This is a genomic window from Mesorhizobium sp. M0166 (assembly GCF_040322255.1).
Classification (GTDB): Bacteria; Pseudomonadota; Alphaproteobacteria; order Rhizobiales; family Rhizobiaceae; genus Mesorhizobium.
Window position 1 is genome coordinate 23,515 of record NZ_JAMYTD010000028.1, and the last position, 16,113, is coordinate 39,627.

15 protein-coding genes are annotated in these 16,113 nt (G+C 62.2%); 10 read left to right on the top strand and 5 right to left on the bottom strand.

Features of this window, described 5'->3' with window-relative positions; translation table 11 throughout:
* The first annotated feature begins 6 nt into the window (after window positions 1-6).
* From NKJ46_RS24735 to NKJ46_RS24755, 5 genes are all read left to right on the top strand, one after another.
* The gene (locus tag NKJ46_RS24735; protein ID WP_352668335.1) at window positions 7-1,062 is read left to right on the top strand and encodes a DUF7146 domain-containing protein; all 1,056 of its coding nucleotides are present in this window, start codon (window positions 7-9) and stop codon (window positions 1,060-1,062) included.
* Between the two features lie 249 nt (window positions 1,063-1,311).
* Entirely contained in the window at window positions 1,312-2,253 is a 942-nt protein-coding gene (locus NKJ46_RS24740) for a DUF2493 domain-containing protein (protein ID WP_352668336.1), read from the top strand.
* Between the two features lie 185 nt (window positions 2,254-2,438).
* On the top strand, window positions 2,439-2,723 hold the full coding sequence (locus tag NKJ46_RS24745; RefSeq protein ID WP_352668338.1) for a type II toxin-antitoxin system TacA family antitoxin: 285 nt from the start codon (window positions 2,439-2,441) through the stop codon (window positions 2,721-2,723).
* Window positions 2,724-3,233 (top strand): GNAT family N-acetyltransferase, encoded by a 510-nt coding sequence (locus tag NKJ46_RS24750; protein WP_352668341.1) that lies wholly within the window; start codon window positions 2,724-2,726, stop codon window positions 3,231-3,233.
* 223 nt (window positions 3,234-3,456) lie between these two features.
* Window positions 3,457-3,987 (top strand): hypothetical protein, encoded by a 531-nt coding sequence (locus NKJ46_RS24755; RefSeq protein ID WP_352668342.1) that lies wholly within the window; start codon window positions 3,457-3,459, stop codon window positions 3,985-3,987.
* Window positions 3,988-4,132: 145 nt separating this feature from the next.
* Here NKJ46_RS24755 and NKJ46_RS24760 read toward each other — a convergent pair whose 3' ends face one another.
* Entirely contained in the window at window positions 4,133-4,258 is a 126-nt protein-coding gene (locus NKJ46_RS24760; protein ID WP_352668401.1) for a hypothetical protein, read from the bottom strand.
* A gap of 429 nt (window positions 4,259-4,687) precedes the next feature.
* Here NKJ46_RS24760 and NKJ46_RS24765 point away from each other — a divergent pair, with 429 nt between their 5' ends.
* Window positions 4,688-5,011 (top strand): DUF736 domain-containing protein, encoded by a 324-nt coding sequence (locus NKJ46_RS24765; RefSeq protein ID WP_006205585.1) that lies wholly within the window; start codon window positions 4,688-4,690, stop codon window positions 5,009-5,011.
* Between the two features lie 56 nt (window positions 5,012-5,067).
* A complete protein-coding gene (locus NKJ46_RS24770; protein WP_352668343.1) occupies window positions 5,068-5,397 on the top strand; it encodes a hypothetical protein in 330 nt (109 codons plus the stop codon).
* Window positions 5,398-5,510: 113 nt separating this feature from the next.
* Here NKJ46_RS24770 and NKJ46_RS24775 read toward each other — a convergent pair whose 3' ends face one another.
* A complete protein-coding gene (locus NKJ46_RS24775) occupies window positions 5,511-5,918 on the bottom strand; it encodes a hypothetical protein (protein ID WP_352668345.1) in 408 nt (135 codons plus the stop codon).
* Entirely contained in the window at window positions 5,915-6,595 is a 681-nt protein-coding gene (locus NKJ46_RS24780; protein ID WP_128304907.1) for a nucleotide-binding protein, read from the bottom strand. Before NKJ46_RS24780 ends, NKJ46_RS24775 begins: the two co-directional genes overlap by 4 nt.
* A gap of 460 nt (window positions 6,596-7,055) precedes the next feature.
* Here NKJ46_RS24780 and NKJ46_RS24785 point away from each other — a divergent pair, with 460 nt between their 5' ends.
* Both NKJ46_RS24785 and NKJ46_RS24790 read left to right on the top strand, forming a co-directional pair.
* Window positions 7,056-7,463 (top strand): hypothetical protein, encoded by a 408-nt coding sequence (locus NKJ46_RS24785; protein WP_352668348.1) that lies wholly within the window; start codon window positions 7,056-7,058, stop codon window positions 7,461-7,463.
* Window positions 7,464-7,522: 59 nt separating this feature from the next.
* Window positions 7,523-9,712, top strand: coding sequence for a relaxase/mobilization nuclease domain-containing protein (locus tag NKJ46_RS24790; RefSeq protein ID WP_352668349.1), 2,190 nt, complete (start codon window positions 7,523-7,525; stop codon window positions 9,710-9,712).
* A 184-nt stretch (window positions 9,713-9,896) separates the two neighbouring features.
* Here NKJ46_RS24790 and NKJ46_RS24795 read toward each other — a convergent pair whose 3' ends face one another.
* Together NKJ46_RS24795 and NKJ46_RS24800 are read right to left on the bottom strand one after the other, a co-directional pair.
* Window positions 9,897-11,633: a hypothetical protein gene (locus tag NKJ46_RS24795; RefSeq protein WP_352668351.1), complete on the bottom strand. Its 1,737-nt coding sequence runs from the start codon at window positions 11,631-11,633 to the stop codon at window positions 9,897-9,899.
* Window positions 11,630-15,049: a DEAD/DEAH box helicase gene (locus NKJ46_RS24800; RefSeq protein ID WP_352668352.1), complete on the bottom strand. Its 3,420-nt coding sequence runs from the start codon at window positions 15,047-15,049 to the stop codon at window positions 11,630-11,632. The genes NKJ46_RS24795 and NKJ46_RS24800 overlap by 4 nt, the downstream gene beginning before the upstream one ends.
* Window positions 15,050-15,454: 405 nt before the next feature.
* Here NKJ46_RS24800 and NKJ46_RS24805 point away from each other — a divergent pair, with 405 nt between their 5' ends.
* Window positions 15,455-16,093, top strand: a complete 639-nt coding sequence (locus NKJ46_RS24805) for a hypothetical protein (RefSeq protein ID WP_352668353.1) — start codon at window positions 15,455-15,457, stop codon at window positions 16,091-16,093.
* The last annotated feature ends 20 nt before the right edge of the window (window positions 16,094-16,113 follow it).

Sequence of the window (16,113 nt, forward strand, 5' to 3'; positions counted from 1 at the left end):
GCGACCATGACCGGCTCGGCTTCCGAGCTGGCGCGCCGCCTTGGTGAACACGCCGAGGCGGTGTGCCGCGAATATCTCTCCAACGGCCATCGCTCCGGCAATTACTGGATTGTCGGCGATGTCCGCAACGCGCGCGGCCGTTCCATGCATGTGCGGCTCAGGGCAAACGCCAAGGGCCTGGCGGGTAGGTGGGTCGACGAGGCGACATCTGAATTTGGCGATCTGCTCGATGTCATCCGTGAAACTTGCGGCCTCGTCGACTTCCGTGACATCGCGGATGAAGCGCGTCGCTTTCTCTCCATGCCGCTGCCACCGCCCCAGCACCAGTCTCAGCCCCTTGGCGCGCAGTGCCAGCCAGCCGCGAAACGCGGCTCGCCTGAGGCCGCGCGTCGCCTGTTCGCCATGTCCCAGCCGATCGCGGGCACGCTGGCCGGACGCTATCTCGCCGGTCGCGGCATTCTGCTTTCGGCGCATGAGCGCGCATTGCGCTTTCATCCCGACTGCTACTACAGGAATCTCATTACGGGCGAGACGCAGGCACTTCCTGCGCTTATTGCCGCTGTCACCAACCTCGATGGGCAGATCACCGGCCTGCAACGGACCTGGCTTGATCCTTCGGGTCAGGGCAAGGCGCAACTCGCGGATCCACGCCGCTCGCTGGGGGATCTCCTTGGCAACGCCATCTGGCTAGGCCACCAGCCAGGTGGTCCCGTACCGATCATGGCCGCCGGCGAGGGCTTCGAGACGATGGCGACGCTCCGGACGGTGATGCCGGCGCTGCCGGTGGCCGCCGCCACCTCGGCCAATCACCTGGCCGGCCTGACGTTCCCGCCCGGCTGCCGCCGCCTCTACATCGCGGCCGATGCCGACGCGGCCGGCCGGCACGGCATCGAGCGTCTCAGCCAGCGCGCGGGCGAGTTCGGAATCCTCGCCCTGGTGTTGCGGCCGCAGCTCGGCGACTTCAACGACGATCTGCGCCATCTCGGCCCGGCCCATCTCGCGGCATGGCTCAGCGATCAGCTCGTCCCGGAAGATGGCCGTCTCTTCCTGCCGCCCAGATGAGCGGGCAGGCCGGCAGGCGGGCAGGGGCGGCGTCACCGGAAGCCTTGCAGGCATGGCGGCGGTCCGCCCGGAGAGGCCGCGCCCGCGGCCTGCCCGAGAGGCGACCCCTGCCACCCCCCGGTCACGGCCGCAACGGCTGCGCCGTCCTCCGCTTGCGCTTCGGCCTTCGGTGCGGCCCGCGTCCGGCGCGCGGCCGGGATGCGCTGTCAGGCCGCGATAGGCGCGGCCACCACCGACGGAGACACCGCCATGACCTACGAGCTTCCTCTCGACGACGCCTACGAGCCCTACCACGCCTCCTCGCCGACCGACCGCGTCATCCTCGAACTGCAGATGTACGGCCATCGCCCGCATCAGGACGAACCCGACCCCCGGCCACTTCCCGACGATGAGGTGATCCGGGCCGGCCTCGCCGGGATCGTCGAGACCTTCGCCGGGATGCTTGGCGACACCAGGCTCGAACCCGATCTCGACGACCTGCTCTGGTCCTTCGCAAACGTCTTCCACCGCGCCGCCGAGCGCGTCGCCCGTAGCCTCGACCGCAACGAGGAGGCCCAGCGCTCGAGCCAGCAGGAGCAGGACGGCTCGGAGGTGAAGTCCGTTGAGCTGGAGCGGCTGACTGCGGAAGGCATCACCTATATCGAGCGCCGCAACGTGCTCGAAATCATGCGCGATGAGGCGGCCGACCTCTACGAGGCGCAGACCGGATCGGCATGGCGGCCGCGCACCGGCTCAAAGGTATCCCACCAGGCGATGACCGCAGCGGTGATCGACTCCAGAGACTTCCTCGCCGCCCGCCGCCACGCCGAAACCGAGGTGCTCGTTCCGGCCGGCACCAAGATCGCTTTCGCCGGCGGCCTCGACTGCAACGATCACGATCGGATCTGGGACGCGCTCGACAAGGCCCGCGAGAAGCATCCCGACATGGTCCTGATCCACGGTGGCAGCCCGCGCGGCGCCGAACGCATCGCCGCCTGCTGGGCCGAGAATCGCAAGGTCACCCAGATCGCTTTCAAGCCGGATTGGAACCGGCACGCCAAGGCAGCTCCGTTCCGCCGCAACGACCAGCTTCTCTCCGTAGTGCCCTATGGCCTGATCGTCTTTCCCGGCTCCGGCATCACCGACAACCTTGCCGATAAGGCCCGTCGGCTCGGCATCCCCGTCTGGCGGTTCGCGGAGGACGGCGCGTGAAGCGTCGGGTTCCTCGCATCCGCACCACCGAACCCGACCGCGCGCGGTCGGGTTCGGCGCGCGCGAAGCACGGCACCCTCCGCCTCCACCGATCTTATCGACGCGGTGGAGCGCGCCGCCACGCAACGTTGTATTGCGGTCCGCGTTACACTGACGTATATACGTCCGCAGCACAGGAGCGCGCCATGGCCCCCACAGCCACGAGGAAGGAAACACCCGTCTCGATGCGGTTTCGCGACGATGATCTCACCATCATCGACCGCGGCGCGGAGCTGCTCGGCCTGTCGCGCACGGAGTTCATGCGGCGCGCAGCACTCCACGAGGCGCAGGCGGCCATCCTCAACGAAACCGTCATCCGCGTGTCCCCGGAAGCCTATGACGCCTTCATGCAGGCGATCTCAGCCCCGGCCGCCGCGCCCCCGCCGAAGGCGGCCGAGCGGCTGCGTCGGTCCCCGCCCTGGGACCGCTAGGTGGCGCTTTCAGGCATCGAACTCCTCGACGACGTGCACCGCCTCGACAGCTTCGATTGCGGCAAGCCCGCGCTCAACGCTTGGCTGGCCGGCTTCGCGCGAACGAACCAGGCCCGCGGGTTTACCCGCGTCCTGGTCGTTCACGACGAGGGAACAGTCGTGGGCTATTACGGCCTCGCGCCGGGCGTGATCCAGCCAAACAGCGCACCGCGCGCCATACGCACCGGACGGCCGCCCGATCCGATCCCCTGCCTGCTGATTGGACAACTCGCCGTCGACCATCGCTACGCCGGACAAGGCATCGGCAGCGGCCTGGTCAAGGACGCGCTGCATCGCTGTGTCGCCGGCGCCGACATCGTCGGCGGCCGCGCGGTGGTGGTGCGGGCGATCGACGCCGAGGCCGAGCGCTACTGGCAGAGCTGGGGCTTCATTCCCGCGCGGGACAATCCGTCGGTGCTCATGCGCTCGATCCAGGACGTGAGCCTCTGGCTGGCCGACAAAGGCCACTAGCTCCAAGCACGTAGCGCCAGTAGCCAAATCCGCGTAGCGCCTCCGGCAGCGGCAGGATCCGGGCGCGCCGGCCTGCGGCCGGCCGGGCTCTCGTCGCGGCGTCCGGCCGCTTCCCGAGCCGGCTTCGCCGTCTCGGCCTTCGGGTGACGATCCCTCGCGCAGGGTCAGGGGGAGAGGGCGGCCGGCGCGGGGCGGGGGACGCGAGCGAGAAGGGAAAGTCACGATGTCGATGATATTCATAGGCGGATCACGCGAGATATTCGAGCTGCCGGAACCTGCCATCGCTCGCATCGGCGCAATCGTTGCTGCCGAGCACGGCGTGCTGGTTGGCGACGCGCCTGGAGCCGATGCCGAGGCGCAGGGCCTGCTCGCCGGCTACAAGTACGAGCATGTCGGGGTCTTCCATGCGGGCAAGGAACCCCGCAACAATCTGGGCGACTGGGCCGCCTACCATGTTCCGTCTCCTGAAGGAGCTCACGACTGGTTCCACGCCGCCAAGGACCGGGAGATGGCGCAGCGCGCCGACTTTGGCATGATGGTCTGGGACGGCGCATCACCCGGTACGGCCGTCAACGTGCTTCGGCTCGCCATCGCGAACAAGCCGTGCGTCATTTACGATCTGGCCAGGGGCCGGATGGCGACGACGTACAATGTGGAGGACTGGTGCGCCATGCTCCGCCATGCCGGTCCGGACATTCGACGCCAAGCCGAAGCCCGCATGACGCCGGACGAGCGTCTGGCGTTGCCAGGATGATGGATGCGGTCCCGCCGACAGCCCGGCGGGTTCAATCAGATATGTTGATCCGGCTCCTCGCCGCCTAGTCCATTTGTATGTGCGGACGGAGCCGGCCCCTTTCGAAACCGGTCCACGCGCAGAGCCGCAGGGCTTGTGCGGATGATCATCTTTTCTCGCCTCTGAAGCGGGTGCAAGCGTGCCGAACAACATCTTGGCTTGCCGGGTCATCCAACCTGACTGCGCGGTATCCCCCCCGAGGGCGTGAAGGCCGCTGCCAGCCGGCCCCGATCTCGAATCGCTATGCCGCCATACCGAACACGCAAGGCGGTCACGCGCGGCACTGTTAGATGTGTTGGCAATGCCGACGATATGACCCGAGAGGCTGCAGCATGTTCCTGCGATCCGCCAACGTTGCGTTGGCGGTCTGGCGATGGCGGCCTGAGTTCTTTTCCTTCGGTTGCATCCGGACCATTCCCGTTTCATGTCGCCTTTGTAGACGACCGCCTGCTTTGTGCGGTCAACCCCCGTTGGGGGTACACTCGGCGAATATTCAGGAAAATTCGATTTCTGTTTTTTGTCTGCGGGCAGGCGAAGGGCCTGCCCGCTATTTTTCGGCAAATAGAATTTTCCAGAATTTTCGCCGAGATGACCGCAGCAGGACGGCCCTCTCCTTTGGCGCCATCGGGAATGGTCCCGATGCAACCGAAGGAGAACTACCATGGCCACCACGATCGCAAACCTCACCACCAAGGCCGACGGCTCGATGGAAGGCGTCTTTGCCACGCTCCGGGTCAATGCCCCGATCACGCTGATCCCGAACACCAACAAGTCGCGCGAGGACGCCCCCGACTACCGGATCGTCAACAAGCGCACGGGCTTCGAGATCGGAGCCGGCTGGCACCGCATCTCCCAGCGTTCGGGCGAGGAATACCTCTCGGTCAAGCTGGAAGCCCCCGAGATCGGCGTCATCTTCGGCAATCTCGCTCCCGCCCCGGGCGGCGAGGAAAACAAGAAGGTAATCCTCTGGAACAACCCCCAGTGAGGCATCGGTGGCCGGCCCCTTCCGGGGCCGGCTCCCACCGGCAAAAGGAGGTTGCAATGAGCCGCTACACCATCACTGTCACCGGACAGGGCCGCTCGGATCCAGAAGCTGTCATCGGCTACGACCCACCGCTTCGGACCTACTTCCTGCAGGCGTTCCCGCACGAAGAAACCGACGAGCCCGGTCTTTGGCTCGGCACCCACGATCGCGCGTTCGAAACGCTTGAGGATCTTCGCCGCGCAGCCATCTCACACGGCTACGACTTCATGCCGCTGTCGCCCAAACTGGCCGCAAAGCTGGTCGACGACAAAGCGGCAGCCAGCGGGCGTTCGGTGCGAGACGCGATCCTCGGCCAGGGGCTGAAACACCTCAACCAACCCAAGTAACGTCTCAGGGCCCGCGACCGGAGTGTTCCGTCGCGGGCCCTTTTTTTGCGCGTCGCAAAAGAGTCACAAACATCACCCGTCACTAGCATGCGATAGCGACTCCATACCGCCGATTAATCCTTCGGCAGTTTGTGCTTGTGGGTGCGGATATAATCCTGCACGGCCTTTCGCAGCAGCTCGGTCATGCTGTGCCCGTTGCTGATCGCCAGCAACTTGAACTGGCGCTGCTCCGCAGCCGTCAGGTAGTAACCGCAGCGGATCATCTCCTCCTCGCGAATCTTCTTTCCGGCGATGGGGTCCCTTTTCTGACCCTGCCGCAGCAGCTTGCGGAAATCGGGCCCGACTGCCGGGGACGGCTTTGTCGGTTCCTGCATCTGTGGCGTAGCTTGCTCCTTGGTCCCTGACGTCTCGACCTTCGGTGGGATGAACATGCTGGGCAGTACGGGCGGCTGCGTGGAGATCGCCTTCATCATGCGGGCTTTCTTGTCGTCACCGGGTTTCGGTGCGGTTTCTTCACTCATGCCGCGTTCCTTGTGGCTTCGATGAAGGTTTGCAGAAGGTCGTCGAAGACCCCTTCGCTCTCGGCAATCGCTTTCGCGTCAGGCACCTCGGGGCTGTAAAGGGTCTGCCCGGTCTGAAGGTCGCGGTAGGCAACGCGATTGTGCAGGACGTGTTCTGCAATGGGCGTGCCGTTGGCCTGGATGATGGCGCGCAGTTCGGTCAGGGCTCGCGCCCTGCCATCGATGATGGTCTGCTTGGTCAGCACGAATATCGCAGGCAACGGTCTACCCCGGCTCTCGACCGCCAGAGGGATGTAGTGGTCGGTGATCTGGATGGCGGCGGTCACATCATCGAGGGCAAAATAGACCGGCACAACGACAATATCAGCGGCGAAGAGCCCAGCCATGAGGTTGTCATTTGTGGTGCCTTCTGTATCGATCAAGACGACCGAGCGTTCCCCGTTGTGAGTGGCTGCCGCGCGAAGGATTTCCTGCGGCGTCATCGCGCTCACCATCGTGAGTCTGTCGGGACGATTGCCAGCTTCGCCCAGCATCTGGAACCAGCGGTTCATGTTCTGCCGCCGGTCGCCATCGATAAGAGTGACCGAATAGCCCCGATGCAGCGCGACGGATGCGAGGGTGCGCAGCATCGTCGATTTGCCAGTGCCGCCCTTTGGGATCGCAGCGGAGATGATCATGGGGCCTCCTTCCGGCGTGGTCTACTTGTATCCATGTTAACATGGATACAAGTCATCATGGACACATGGAATAATATCGCAGTAAAAACATGGTGACATAGTCAACGGAGCGAACCGGTTTGGCAACCCAGGCGCGCGCCGTAAGGCCCGCTCGGGGTGCAGACATTGCGCAGCTGCTATCAGTGAGGAAGGGGTCTGGCAGGCTGACCGGGGTGCGGATCGCTCTGATGTTTCCATGTTAACATGGAAACAAGTCTTCAACGCATCATGGAGACATCAAAGCAAATCGTGATGGAGACATTTGCCCGGACCGCTGCCGCTGACAAATGCGCTCGTTTGAAAGGAACTCCGGCCCGCCCCTTGCCCCCTTTTTTATTGGCAGGATAGCCTATTTTGTGATACACACAAAATAGGCGGCGCGGCCCTGGCGGGCCTTAGCGCCCGCAAGCGGGCTTGAGAGATGGATGCAGACGCCCAGAAAGCCGCGGTAAAGAGTGCGTCACGACGCTATGGCGACGTGACGCACATCCGGTTTTCGGCTGACGAGCTGGCCAGCCTCAAAGCCATTGCGGAGCGGGACCGCGTAACCGTCAGCGAGGTCGTCCGGCGTCTGGTGCGGGCAGAGGCCGGGCATCTGCCTATCGCATCAGAGGCATTACGGCCGGCGATCGTGGACATGACCGACCAGCTGCGGCGCGTCGGCGTCAATTTCAATCAGGCCGTGCGCGCCATGAATGACGGCCGCGTTGCCCACGATGAGGATCTTGAACAGGCGCTGGTCGCCGTGGGCAACCTGGTGCGGCAGTTTCGCGAGGAACTGAAGGCGATGACTGGCGGGTCCCGCAAGGCGAGGGACGCCAGGCCATGAGCGGTCGTCTTGCTGGCTACGCGGCCGAAATCGAACGCTATCTTCGAGGCGAGTCCGGCGTGAAGCGTGAGGAGCTGGACGACGACAAGTCCGTGACGGGCGCCCGACGCGAGGCCGGTGAATTCCAGGCGATGAAGAGTTATGAACGGACCGGTGGCGGCGGACGTCTCGGGCAAGGACAAGCCGGCTCGACGCTAGGTGGCGGCAGGAACGCACCTCGTTCGTCGGCGGGAGGGACAGGACTGGCGGGGAGCTCCATGTCCAACAGGGCACCGAAGTCCACTGCTGCTGCGAGCTCGCCCAAGGCCGCTAGCGCGCCGATCATGGTCTATGGCGCCACGCTCGCCGGTTTCCGGCCGGAAGAGGAGGAGGAGGAAGACTGGAAGCGGCGCGGCGGCGGCGGCGGCCGTGGTCGTGGTGCCGTTCGTCCGAGCGGTACAGGACGAGCGGCGCGGGCGGGCTATCAGGCGCGGGCCGTGGCGGCACGGGCAGGCTATGCGGCGGGCGCGCAGCCTGCTGTGTTTAAGGTCATGCCCAATCCGCCATCGACCAAGGACGCCGCTGCTCGGCTGCTCAATTACATCGGAAAGCGCGAGGACGAAAAAGGCGAGAAACACGACATCGAGATTTTTGACGAGGACGGGCAGGTCCTGGCGACAGGCGGCGCACGAAAGGCGTTCCTGGAAACGTTTTGCGAAACGTTCGAACCGCCTTTGGAAAATACCAATTTCCTGGAGGTTCGTTTCGAGCTCGCCGGCGAGGTCGCCGATGCCGCCTTGAGCGAGGCGTTGAACAACGCCTTCGGTGCAAAACCGTTCATCTATGCACGGGGCGGTCAGGCGGTGGAGGTCTACGCGCACACCGATGAGCGGGCCGGACCGCTTGCGAGAGTCCTGGCTGGCGGTCGGGAAAATTCGCGCAGCAAGGCGCTCGACAAGATCGAGGCGCGCTTGTCTGAAACCATGGGCGCGGCGGGGGTGGTCGCCAGGGCAGAGCTAACGGCGGCTGTGAGCCGTGAACCCAAAGCAAAATATTTCCTGCAGAAGTTCATCCGCACCCACAGTCACGTCCGCCACGCAAATGGCGAGCCCGTGCCTGGAGTGAAGAACTCCACGAAGGCTGCGGCTTCAGTCTATGAACAATGGCGCCCGCAGTTTTCGGGGCGTGAGCGCCGCAATGCCTATCACCTGCTTTTCTCGGCAAGAGCCGGCACCGATGCCAACGCCGTCATGGCCGGGGCGCGCGCCGTGCTCGAGGAGCGCGCGCCAGGATACAAGTTCGTCCTGGCGCATCACAAGGACACCAAGCACGTCCATATCCACGCGATGGTGCAGGCACGGTCAGCCGATGGCGAACGCCTGAAATTCTACAAGCCAGATCTAGTCGCCTGGCGCGAGACCTTTGCGGAAAAAGCACGCGAGAACGGCATTGCGATGGTGGCGACGCGGCGCATGGATCATGCGATGACGCGGCCATTCACGAAGGAGCATGCCGGAGCCTATAGCCGCGCCCAGAGCGATCCGCGCTACCAGGTCAGCGCCAAAACAATCGAGCGAGTTGAGGCCAAGCGGCAACGCCGTTTGGATGGACAATCCCTTGTCGTGAACGGTGATGCAATCGCTGCCGCATGGCAAAGGACTGTGACGACGATGCGGGCGGCCGGCGTGGTCGGTCAGGCCCTCACGGCAGCGGAGTCGATCGGCAACAATTTTCTGCAGTTCCGTCGTGATCGGACAAGGGAGGGGCAGCCAGGTCCTGCCGCGGATCGCGGAGCTGATGAATCGGGGCAGAAGTCTTTCCTGTCCCATCCCGGTATGAGAGAATTGAATGCACTGATAGGAGATTTGGATATGGCGCAAACCCCCTTGGAAATGCGGCGTCAGATGGCCCGCGTCAATCAGGCTCTCGACAATATCCGCGAGACGCTGCCGCCGGCGCATCAAGGACAGTTCGAACAGTATCGTGAAGAGGTCAACGACAAGATGCACGACCGTCTCGCGCGGCTGCAATTCGAGCGGCAGCAACAGCGTCGTGGTGGTGGCAGTGAGGAGCCAATCCCCGAGCGCGAGGCGCGAGAGCGAGACCTTCCAACGCGGGACGATCCCCGCGAGCCGGAGCAGCCGCGCACCGGCACCGAGCAGGAGAAGGTAAGCGCCAAGCAGAAGGACGCCAAAAAGCAGAAGGCTCAGCAGGCTGAAGAGCAGGACCGCAAGACGCAGCGCTCAAACGACAACGATTACGAGCGTTGAGCAAGGGCCAACCTAGCGTCCTCGCGCGGCGGTCTATCAAAACGACGCATCGTCGCAGAATGATCAGGCTGGATGGCAGCAATGCGCCTGAAATCAGACGTACAGATCGGGGTTCTTGCACCCTGAAAGCGGATATTGGACCTGAGAGCTGCAGCGGCGCTTTTCGATCAGAGGAGCCACCTGTTCACCTGCTCTCCGCCTCGAATCTCTCTAGCAGGCGAGTGGCTATATTCGGCCCGGCGAAGTAGAGGCCGATCTCATCCAGCGGCTGATCCGCCGACGTTGAGTTCGACCCCCAGTTTAGGCTGCTGACCACGACATGATCCTTATCCCAGGCAAGGAACTTGCCGTGCAATTGAGGCTCCGCTACCCCTATCAACTCCACGATGCCGTTGAGTCGTTCACGGTGCTGGTTAACGTGCGAGCGTTTGACCGGACCGGATCTTCGCGAGTAGTAGACCCTCACATCTTTGAGCCGCCCTCCGGCAACTTCGGCCGGATCGAACAGGGCTTGCACCATATTGGCACCCACCTTGTTCGTGCAGCAGATGAACCGTTCTTGGGCGTCGTGCGCGGCAAATCTCAGCAGCCGATTATGGTCGTCCGCTTCGAGGATGGTCATCGTGGTCGTTGCTGAGTTTGACCCATCGACAACCCGCCTGGCTCCGTTCCGTCGTAGTTCTGATGCCATGAACTGAAGTGCCTCGGCCGATCTGGTGGCGGTCGATAGCTTGCCGACGATGTTGCGGAGCATGTCCAGACCGACGGTTGCTGCCTGAGCTTCCCGAAGCTCCGCCGAGACCTCCACGGCAGAGAACGGCGAGAAGAGCCAATTGCAAGAACCGATGAGTACCGCAGCGCCGTCTCCGCCGTCGTCGGCCGCGAGGAACTTGGCGTGGCTGTCGACCGACTCGCGTTGGACGAGAAGGCGCCCTCTGGCCTGGCGCACCGCGGAAAGTCGAACATTCAACTCCTGCATCGCTGCCGCGTGCTTTTCTCGATCCAGGGAAGTACCAAAGAACAGGTGGCAATATACCCCCCTCCGACAAGCGTCCTCTAAGGCTCGCAAGATCCGTTCTCGCCGATCTCGGCCCTTCTCGTCCGACTGCGAGGCCACAAACGTCGAAAGAACGAAGACATGATCTTTGGCCGAACCCACAATCTTCTCGAAACGTTGCAAGTGCTGCTCAGAGCCGAGGATCAGATCATCGCCACCGAAAGTAGTTTCCACGGACAGGGTCTCGCGTTTTTCCGGAGGCGCAATAGTCGGTAGAGTGCCGGTTTTCGCGGTGTGACGAAGGGCCTCTATAAGCCGCTCGCTCGCCCCCTCCGGAAACACTCCGCTTCGGACATCGTCCAAATCCATCACCAAGAACTTGCGTTCGAAAGAGGAGTTCGTCTGTTCGACGCCCCGCAGCCATTCGCCCGCCCGCAGGTTGCCGGACATGAACTGCGTCACGCGCCTCAGCATTGTAAAGGTGGTTTCCGGCTCTTCGTTCGGAGGGAAAACGACAACCGTGGCGGATGCCGGCAACCTCTGCACAGGGATCGTATCCACGTCCCGGTATCGCAAGACCGACTGGCCCACCCTTTCGTAAACAATGCTGATGCCGGTCTCGCGGTCGAGGGTGCGCTCCGGCAACGCTCGGCCAGATCTGATGAACTCCTGCCCAACGCCGCTCGCGGCCAGCATGGGGTGGGGCGTCAGTCGAACCTCAACCAATCCGAACTGCATCAGCCGAGCGATCGTTGAGCTCGCCACCTGTCTCGGGACGCCCAGGCCTTCCGCCACTGCTTCAATGGTGCCAGGTGCACGATCAAGGGATAACAGAACCATTTCCTCAACCGGGCTCCAACCCCAAGTGCGCTGAATGATAGCGGGAGCACGGTAGTGCCAAGCAGGTATGTGGATCGTATTCAACTCGGCATCATCCCATGCTCATCGACATCGACGATGGCCAGCCCCTTGCCCACGCCAGGAAAATCCTTTCGGGACAGCCCAGCTATCTCCGTGGACATCTTTCTGAGGAAGTCCAACTCGGCGTCGAGGCCATCGGGGTCGATGCCTTTAACGGCGTTTTCGATAAAGCCTAAGCTGGTCACCAGCACCAGCTTGTGCTTCGCACGGCTCAGCAACACGTTCATCCGTTGCGAATGGGTCATGAAGCCCAGCGCCCGCGATCCAACTTGCACGTTGTTTCGTACCAGACTGGCAAGCACCACGTCAGCCTCGCCGCCTTGAAAGCTGTCGCTTGTGTAGACGAACCTACCGTCGGGGCGCGGGCTATTGAAGCCATACAACGTGCTCTCACGCGTATTGATCTCTTGCTTGAGCATGCGTTCCAGCAAGTCGACCTGCGCAGCATAGGGGGAGAGGACAACCAATGTCGGTCGCTTGCCGTCCGTCGACCTCAACGATCGCAAGCGTCTCGCGGCGGCAATCAAGGCAGTGCATTCGGCTTCATTGGAATACGATCGCTTGACCTTCCGCTCGAAGGAACGTCGCCGCGCTTTGCTCAGGGAGGGAAAATTCAGGACTACGATGGGCGAGGTCGGGAAATGCTCAAGAGACTCGACGACCAGATCTCGGTTCTTGACTCGATCAGAGGAGACGAGGGCACCTTCGTAGAATACATTCGAGACCAGTTCACCGATGGCTGGGTGCATTCGACTTTGTTCGAGCAAAGTGCTTGCAACCGAGCTTGGCCGACCAGCCTCGGCTGCGCGTTGCTCTTCCCGCTGGACTATCGACTTGAATGGCTCCTCCAGCCGGGCAGCAGTCGCCAGAACGTCCCTCAGGAGCGCGGGGTCTGCTCCCAATGCATCGAAAGCGGCATCGATCTCCGGCGGAAGATCCGAGATAGTCGAAAGTTTCTTTTTCGCGTCGCATAAAAGTTCGTTGGCGCGTTCCTGGTCGTAGAATTTTTGCCGATCGCGTGCGTCAAACGGCGAAAGCTGATTGTGGTCTCCGATCACAACCCGACGATTGCCCAACAGAAGGGGACCAATCAGTTCCGCTCCATTTGCGCGCGCCGCTTCCTCTACAAACACCCAGTCGAATTGTTCGCCATCGGCGATCATCTCTTCGACCACATATGAGGAGGTGGTCGCTAGCGTCACATCGGAAGACCGGAGCATTAAGTTGTCCGTGTCTCTCAGTACCCGATCCGCAATGGCGTTTTCCGAGCCGTCGCCCGGCAAGAGTGCCTGCGAGATCTGCCGCCGCTGGTTGAGCATGATCGCCGCTTCAACACCGATGCCCGTAACGTCGCGCAGGAGGTCGATAGTCCCCTTCCGGAGCGTACTGTCCTCTTCGCTTACTCGGGATTTCTCCACACGGATAACGATGGCGGATTTGCCGGGTAAGAACTTTCTGAGTTCCTCCTCCATGGTGACGAGGGTTTCATGGTTCTGTGCGGAGATAAGGATGCGTGCGTCGGGAGTGCCGAGCAAAATGCTCTTGACCAAGTTGGAAATGAGATAGGTTTTGCCTACCCCGGGAGGTCCGACCACGACGCTGATCGACTGACCGGAAGCTATCGAACGCCAGGTCGCAAACTTGGTAGGCTCCATATCTTCGGGCGCCTGTCCGGGGGTTGCGATGTCCCGCAAGCCCATGTCTATGGCTACCTGTGCAGGATCGTTGAGCGCGCGAAGCAGTTCTGTATTGGTCTTGGCGGAGACAATATTCTGCAAGCGTCGCTTGATCGCGCGCTCGGTTCCCGTGTCTTTACGAGGGCGAAGGTAAAGAACGTCGCCAGCCGTTACATGGCGGCTTGCCGAGAACGCGAACGCCCACCTCCCTTGGGTTTGCCCTTTTCCCTCGAAGTTGAGCTCCGGGAGGCGCTCTGCCGCTCCGAGCGCCGAGGAGGGAGAGAGCACCCAATTCGGTTTGCCGTCGTCGTACTTCAGCTCCCTCTCGATCGCTTCAGCGGAGGCGCGGAGCCCTACCTTGGCACGCCGCTCGTCCAATGCGGCATCCTTGAACGGCGCCAGCCAAACGATGCCGGGGTCGCCTTCGGCTGGTGGAGTTAGAACCTCGACGGGAAATACCCGGAACTGCTCCCTCAACAAGGTGAAGGCTTCCAGCATCACGAGAGAATACCAAGTTGGAACTTCGCTTGGCCGTTCCGCCACTCGCTCAGGCTTGGCGGAGTCCATCCAACGCTTCGCAGCGGCGCCCAGCTTCGTCACACGTTCCTCCGCAGCGCCACGATTGCGGCACAGATTGATCCGGTGGCGAACTTCGACGGCATCGAACAGCCGGTCCTCGGCCCGGCGTGCGTGGGCGGCGTCCAGTGCCGCGACGGCCGGACCTACGATCCGCAGTTCGTATATGGCAAGGTCCGTCGCCAGTCGCAGGCGCTCTCCAGAAGAAGGAAGTATCCGAAGCCCCGGCCGGAGAAAATCCTCCTCTACGAACTTGGACAACCCTTCAATGTCTGCAGCCGGGATGGTGCCGGAAGTAAGCGACGGAATGTCGCTGAGCAGGGCGTTGCGGGTTGTGTAAAGGACCAGCTCTGCATCGGCGCTGGATCCAACCCTGTCCAGCTCTGCGATCAGATCCCTCAACTCTTGAAGGACTATGGCTCCGTCGAACAACTGGAACTGCGGAGGGTTGGCCAAGCGCTCGAGAAATCGCACTTCTGCGGCATGCAGCGCTGGTCCGGTCTCGCCGTCCGCACCTAGGAGCCGGGTCGCCGTACCCGCTAGGTCGATCCAATCCTGCCTGAAGGATATCGAGCCGGTGGATCGTAAGAGGCGCCCTGATGCACCGAAGTCGCCATCCGAGATGTGGACACAGGCTTCGAAACCTCCCAGCCGATACTCCTCGTCGTCATCGCCATCAGAGAAGATCGAGTGCTCTCCAACGGAGCCGTGAACGATGCCGGCGCTATGACAGAGGGCCAATCCTTCGGCGACCCGCTTCATATTGGACCAGAAGACCCTGCGCCCCGAGCCGGTCAGGAACAGGTCCCGCCTGCGTCTCGATCGTTGTGAGTTCCCCGAGATCGGGCTCCCAGGGTCCAGCATGACGATGGCCACCTCATCTTCATCTTCCACAACTTCCAGCACTTCCACCAAAATGGAACGGGCTCGCCTGGACGAGAGGACGCGTCGGACCCTTCGCAAACCTCTGGAGATGATACCCTTCAGGTCGTCATCCAATGCGGTATGTGATTTCTTGAACAGGCGAAGCTGATAGCGTTCACCGTCCGCAACGCCGATAGCGGGTCGCAGATCGGAGGCCCAGGCACCCGAAAGGGCGGCATAGGCGTCGTCTGCGATTCGATATTTTGCTTCGATCGGTTCGAACCGGTGACGTTTCGATTGCATGGCGCGATAAGCCCGACTCATAAGTTGCAGTCAGGACCGACCCTAGGGAGCAAAGCTTTACGTAGAAAGTGCATATCAATCTCAGTGCACCGTTGGCATTCGGTTTGCTCCGACCATGCCCATTGGGCAGATCGTTCCGCCTCCTCTGTGTTCTTCATTTGAACGTCCGCTACCTCAGGCCTCCTGCCCAAAAGCGTCAAGTCAGCTTTCGGCCCAAAGCCGCCAGGCGGAAACGCACTGTGAGATGAACTCTGCTGCTTCCTGTTAGTCGTAATTGCAAGCGGGCCCGCTAACAATCGTGGTGCGCCTTTAGGGCATACTGGTTAGGCCACTGGGGATTAGAACTCGCGTTGGCTTTGCGATCGGCTCATCGCTGCCGACAATGGATGACCTATATAAAGGGGCATGTCCACGCGCCGAAAAATCAATGCAACGGAGGAGCTGATTGGAGAGTGGCCTTTAACCCCGGCTGCAACGCTTGGATCGTCCGTCAGAGCGAAGGGTATTTTTCTCGAAATACGCGCCCGCCTTCCAACGGAGTTCAGGAAACTGCTCCATATCGAGTCCCGCGTGCTCACCCTGCGCCTATCTGAGGGCGCCGAGACTGATGTGCAGGTGGTATTCGGGATCGTATCCAAAGCACTGCAGAATATCGAAGACCTGCCCGCAATCCCCCGTGAAATCGAGGACATTCTGACGATCTCGACGGCCGAACGGCACCGCTGGCTGAAAGATGGTCGCTTGCAGAGCGCCGGGACGAAAACGGTGAAACTCCGCGGGCGGGCAAGGAACATCACCTTTCACGTGTTCGACCCACAGCACGTGGAGGATGTGCTTGACCGCGACCTGGTTACGGTCTGGCGCGAACAGGACGCAGCGACAGCAGCAGAGAATAGGCGGCGAGCCGCGGGGAAGGCCGCTATGAAGCGCGCCCAAAGAAACGATCGCGGAACTGCAGCTTCAGCTGGCTATGGCCCCGATGAGAACTCGCACTCCAGTTTGCGCGGCTGGGAAGATTTTGAGAAGGACGGACTCCTGCGCTGATAGGCCGGGCGCACAAGCAG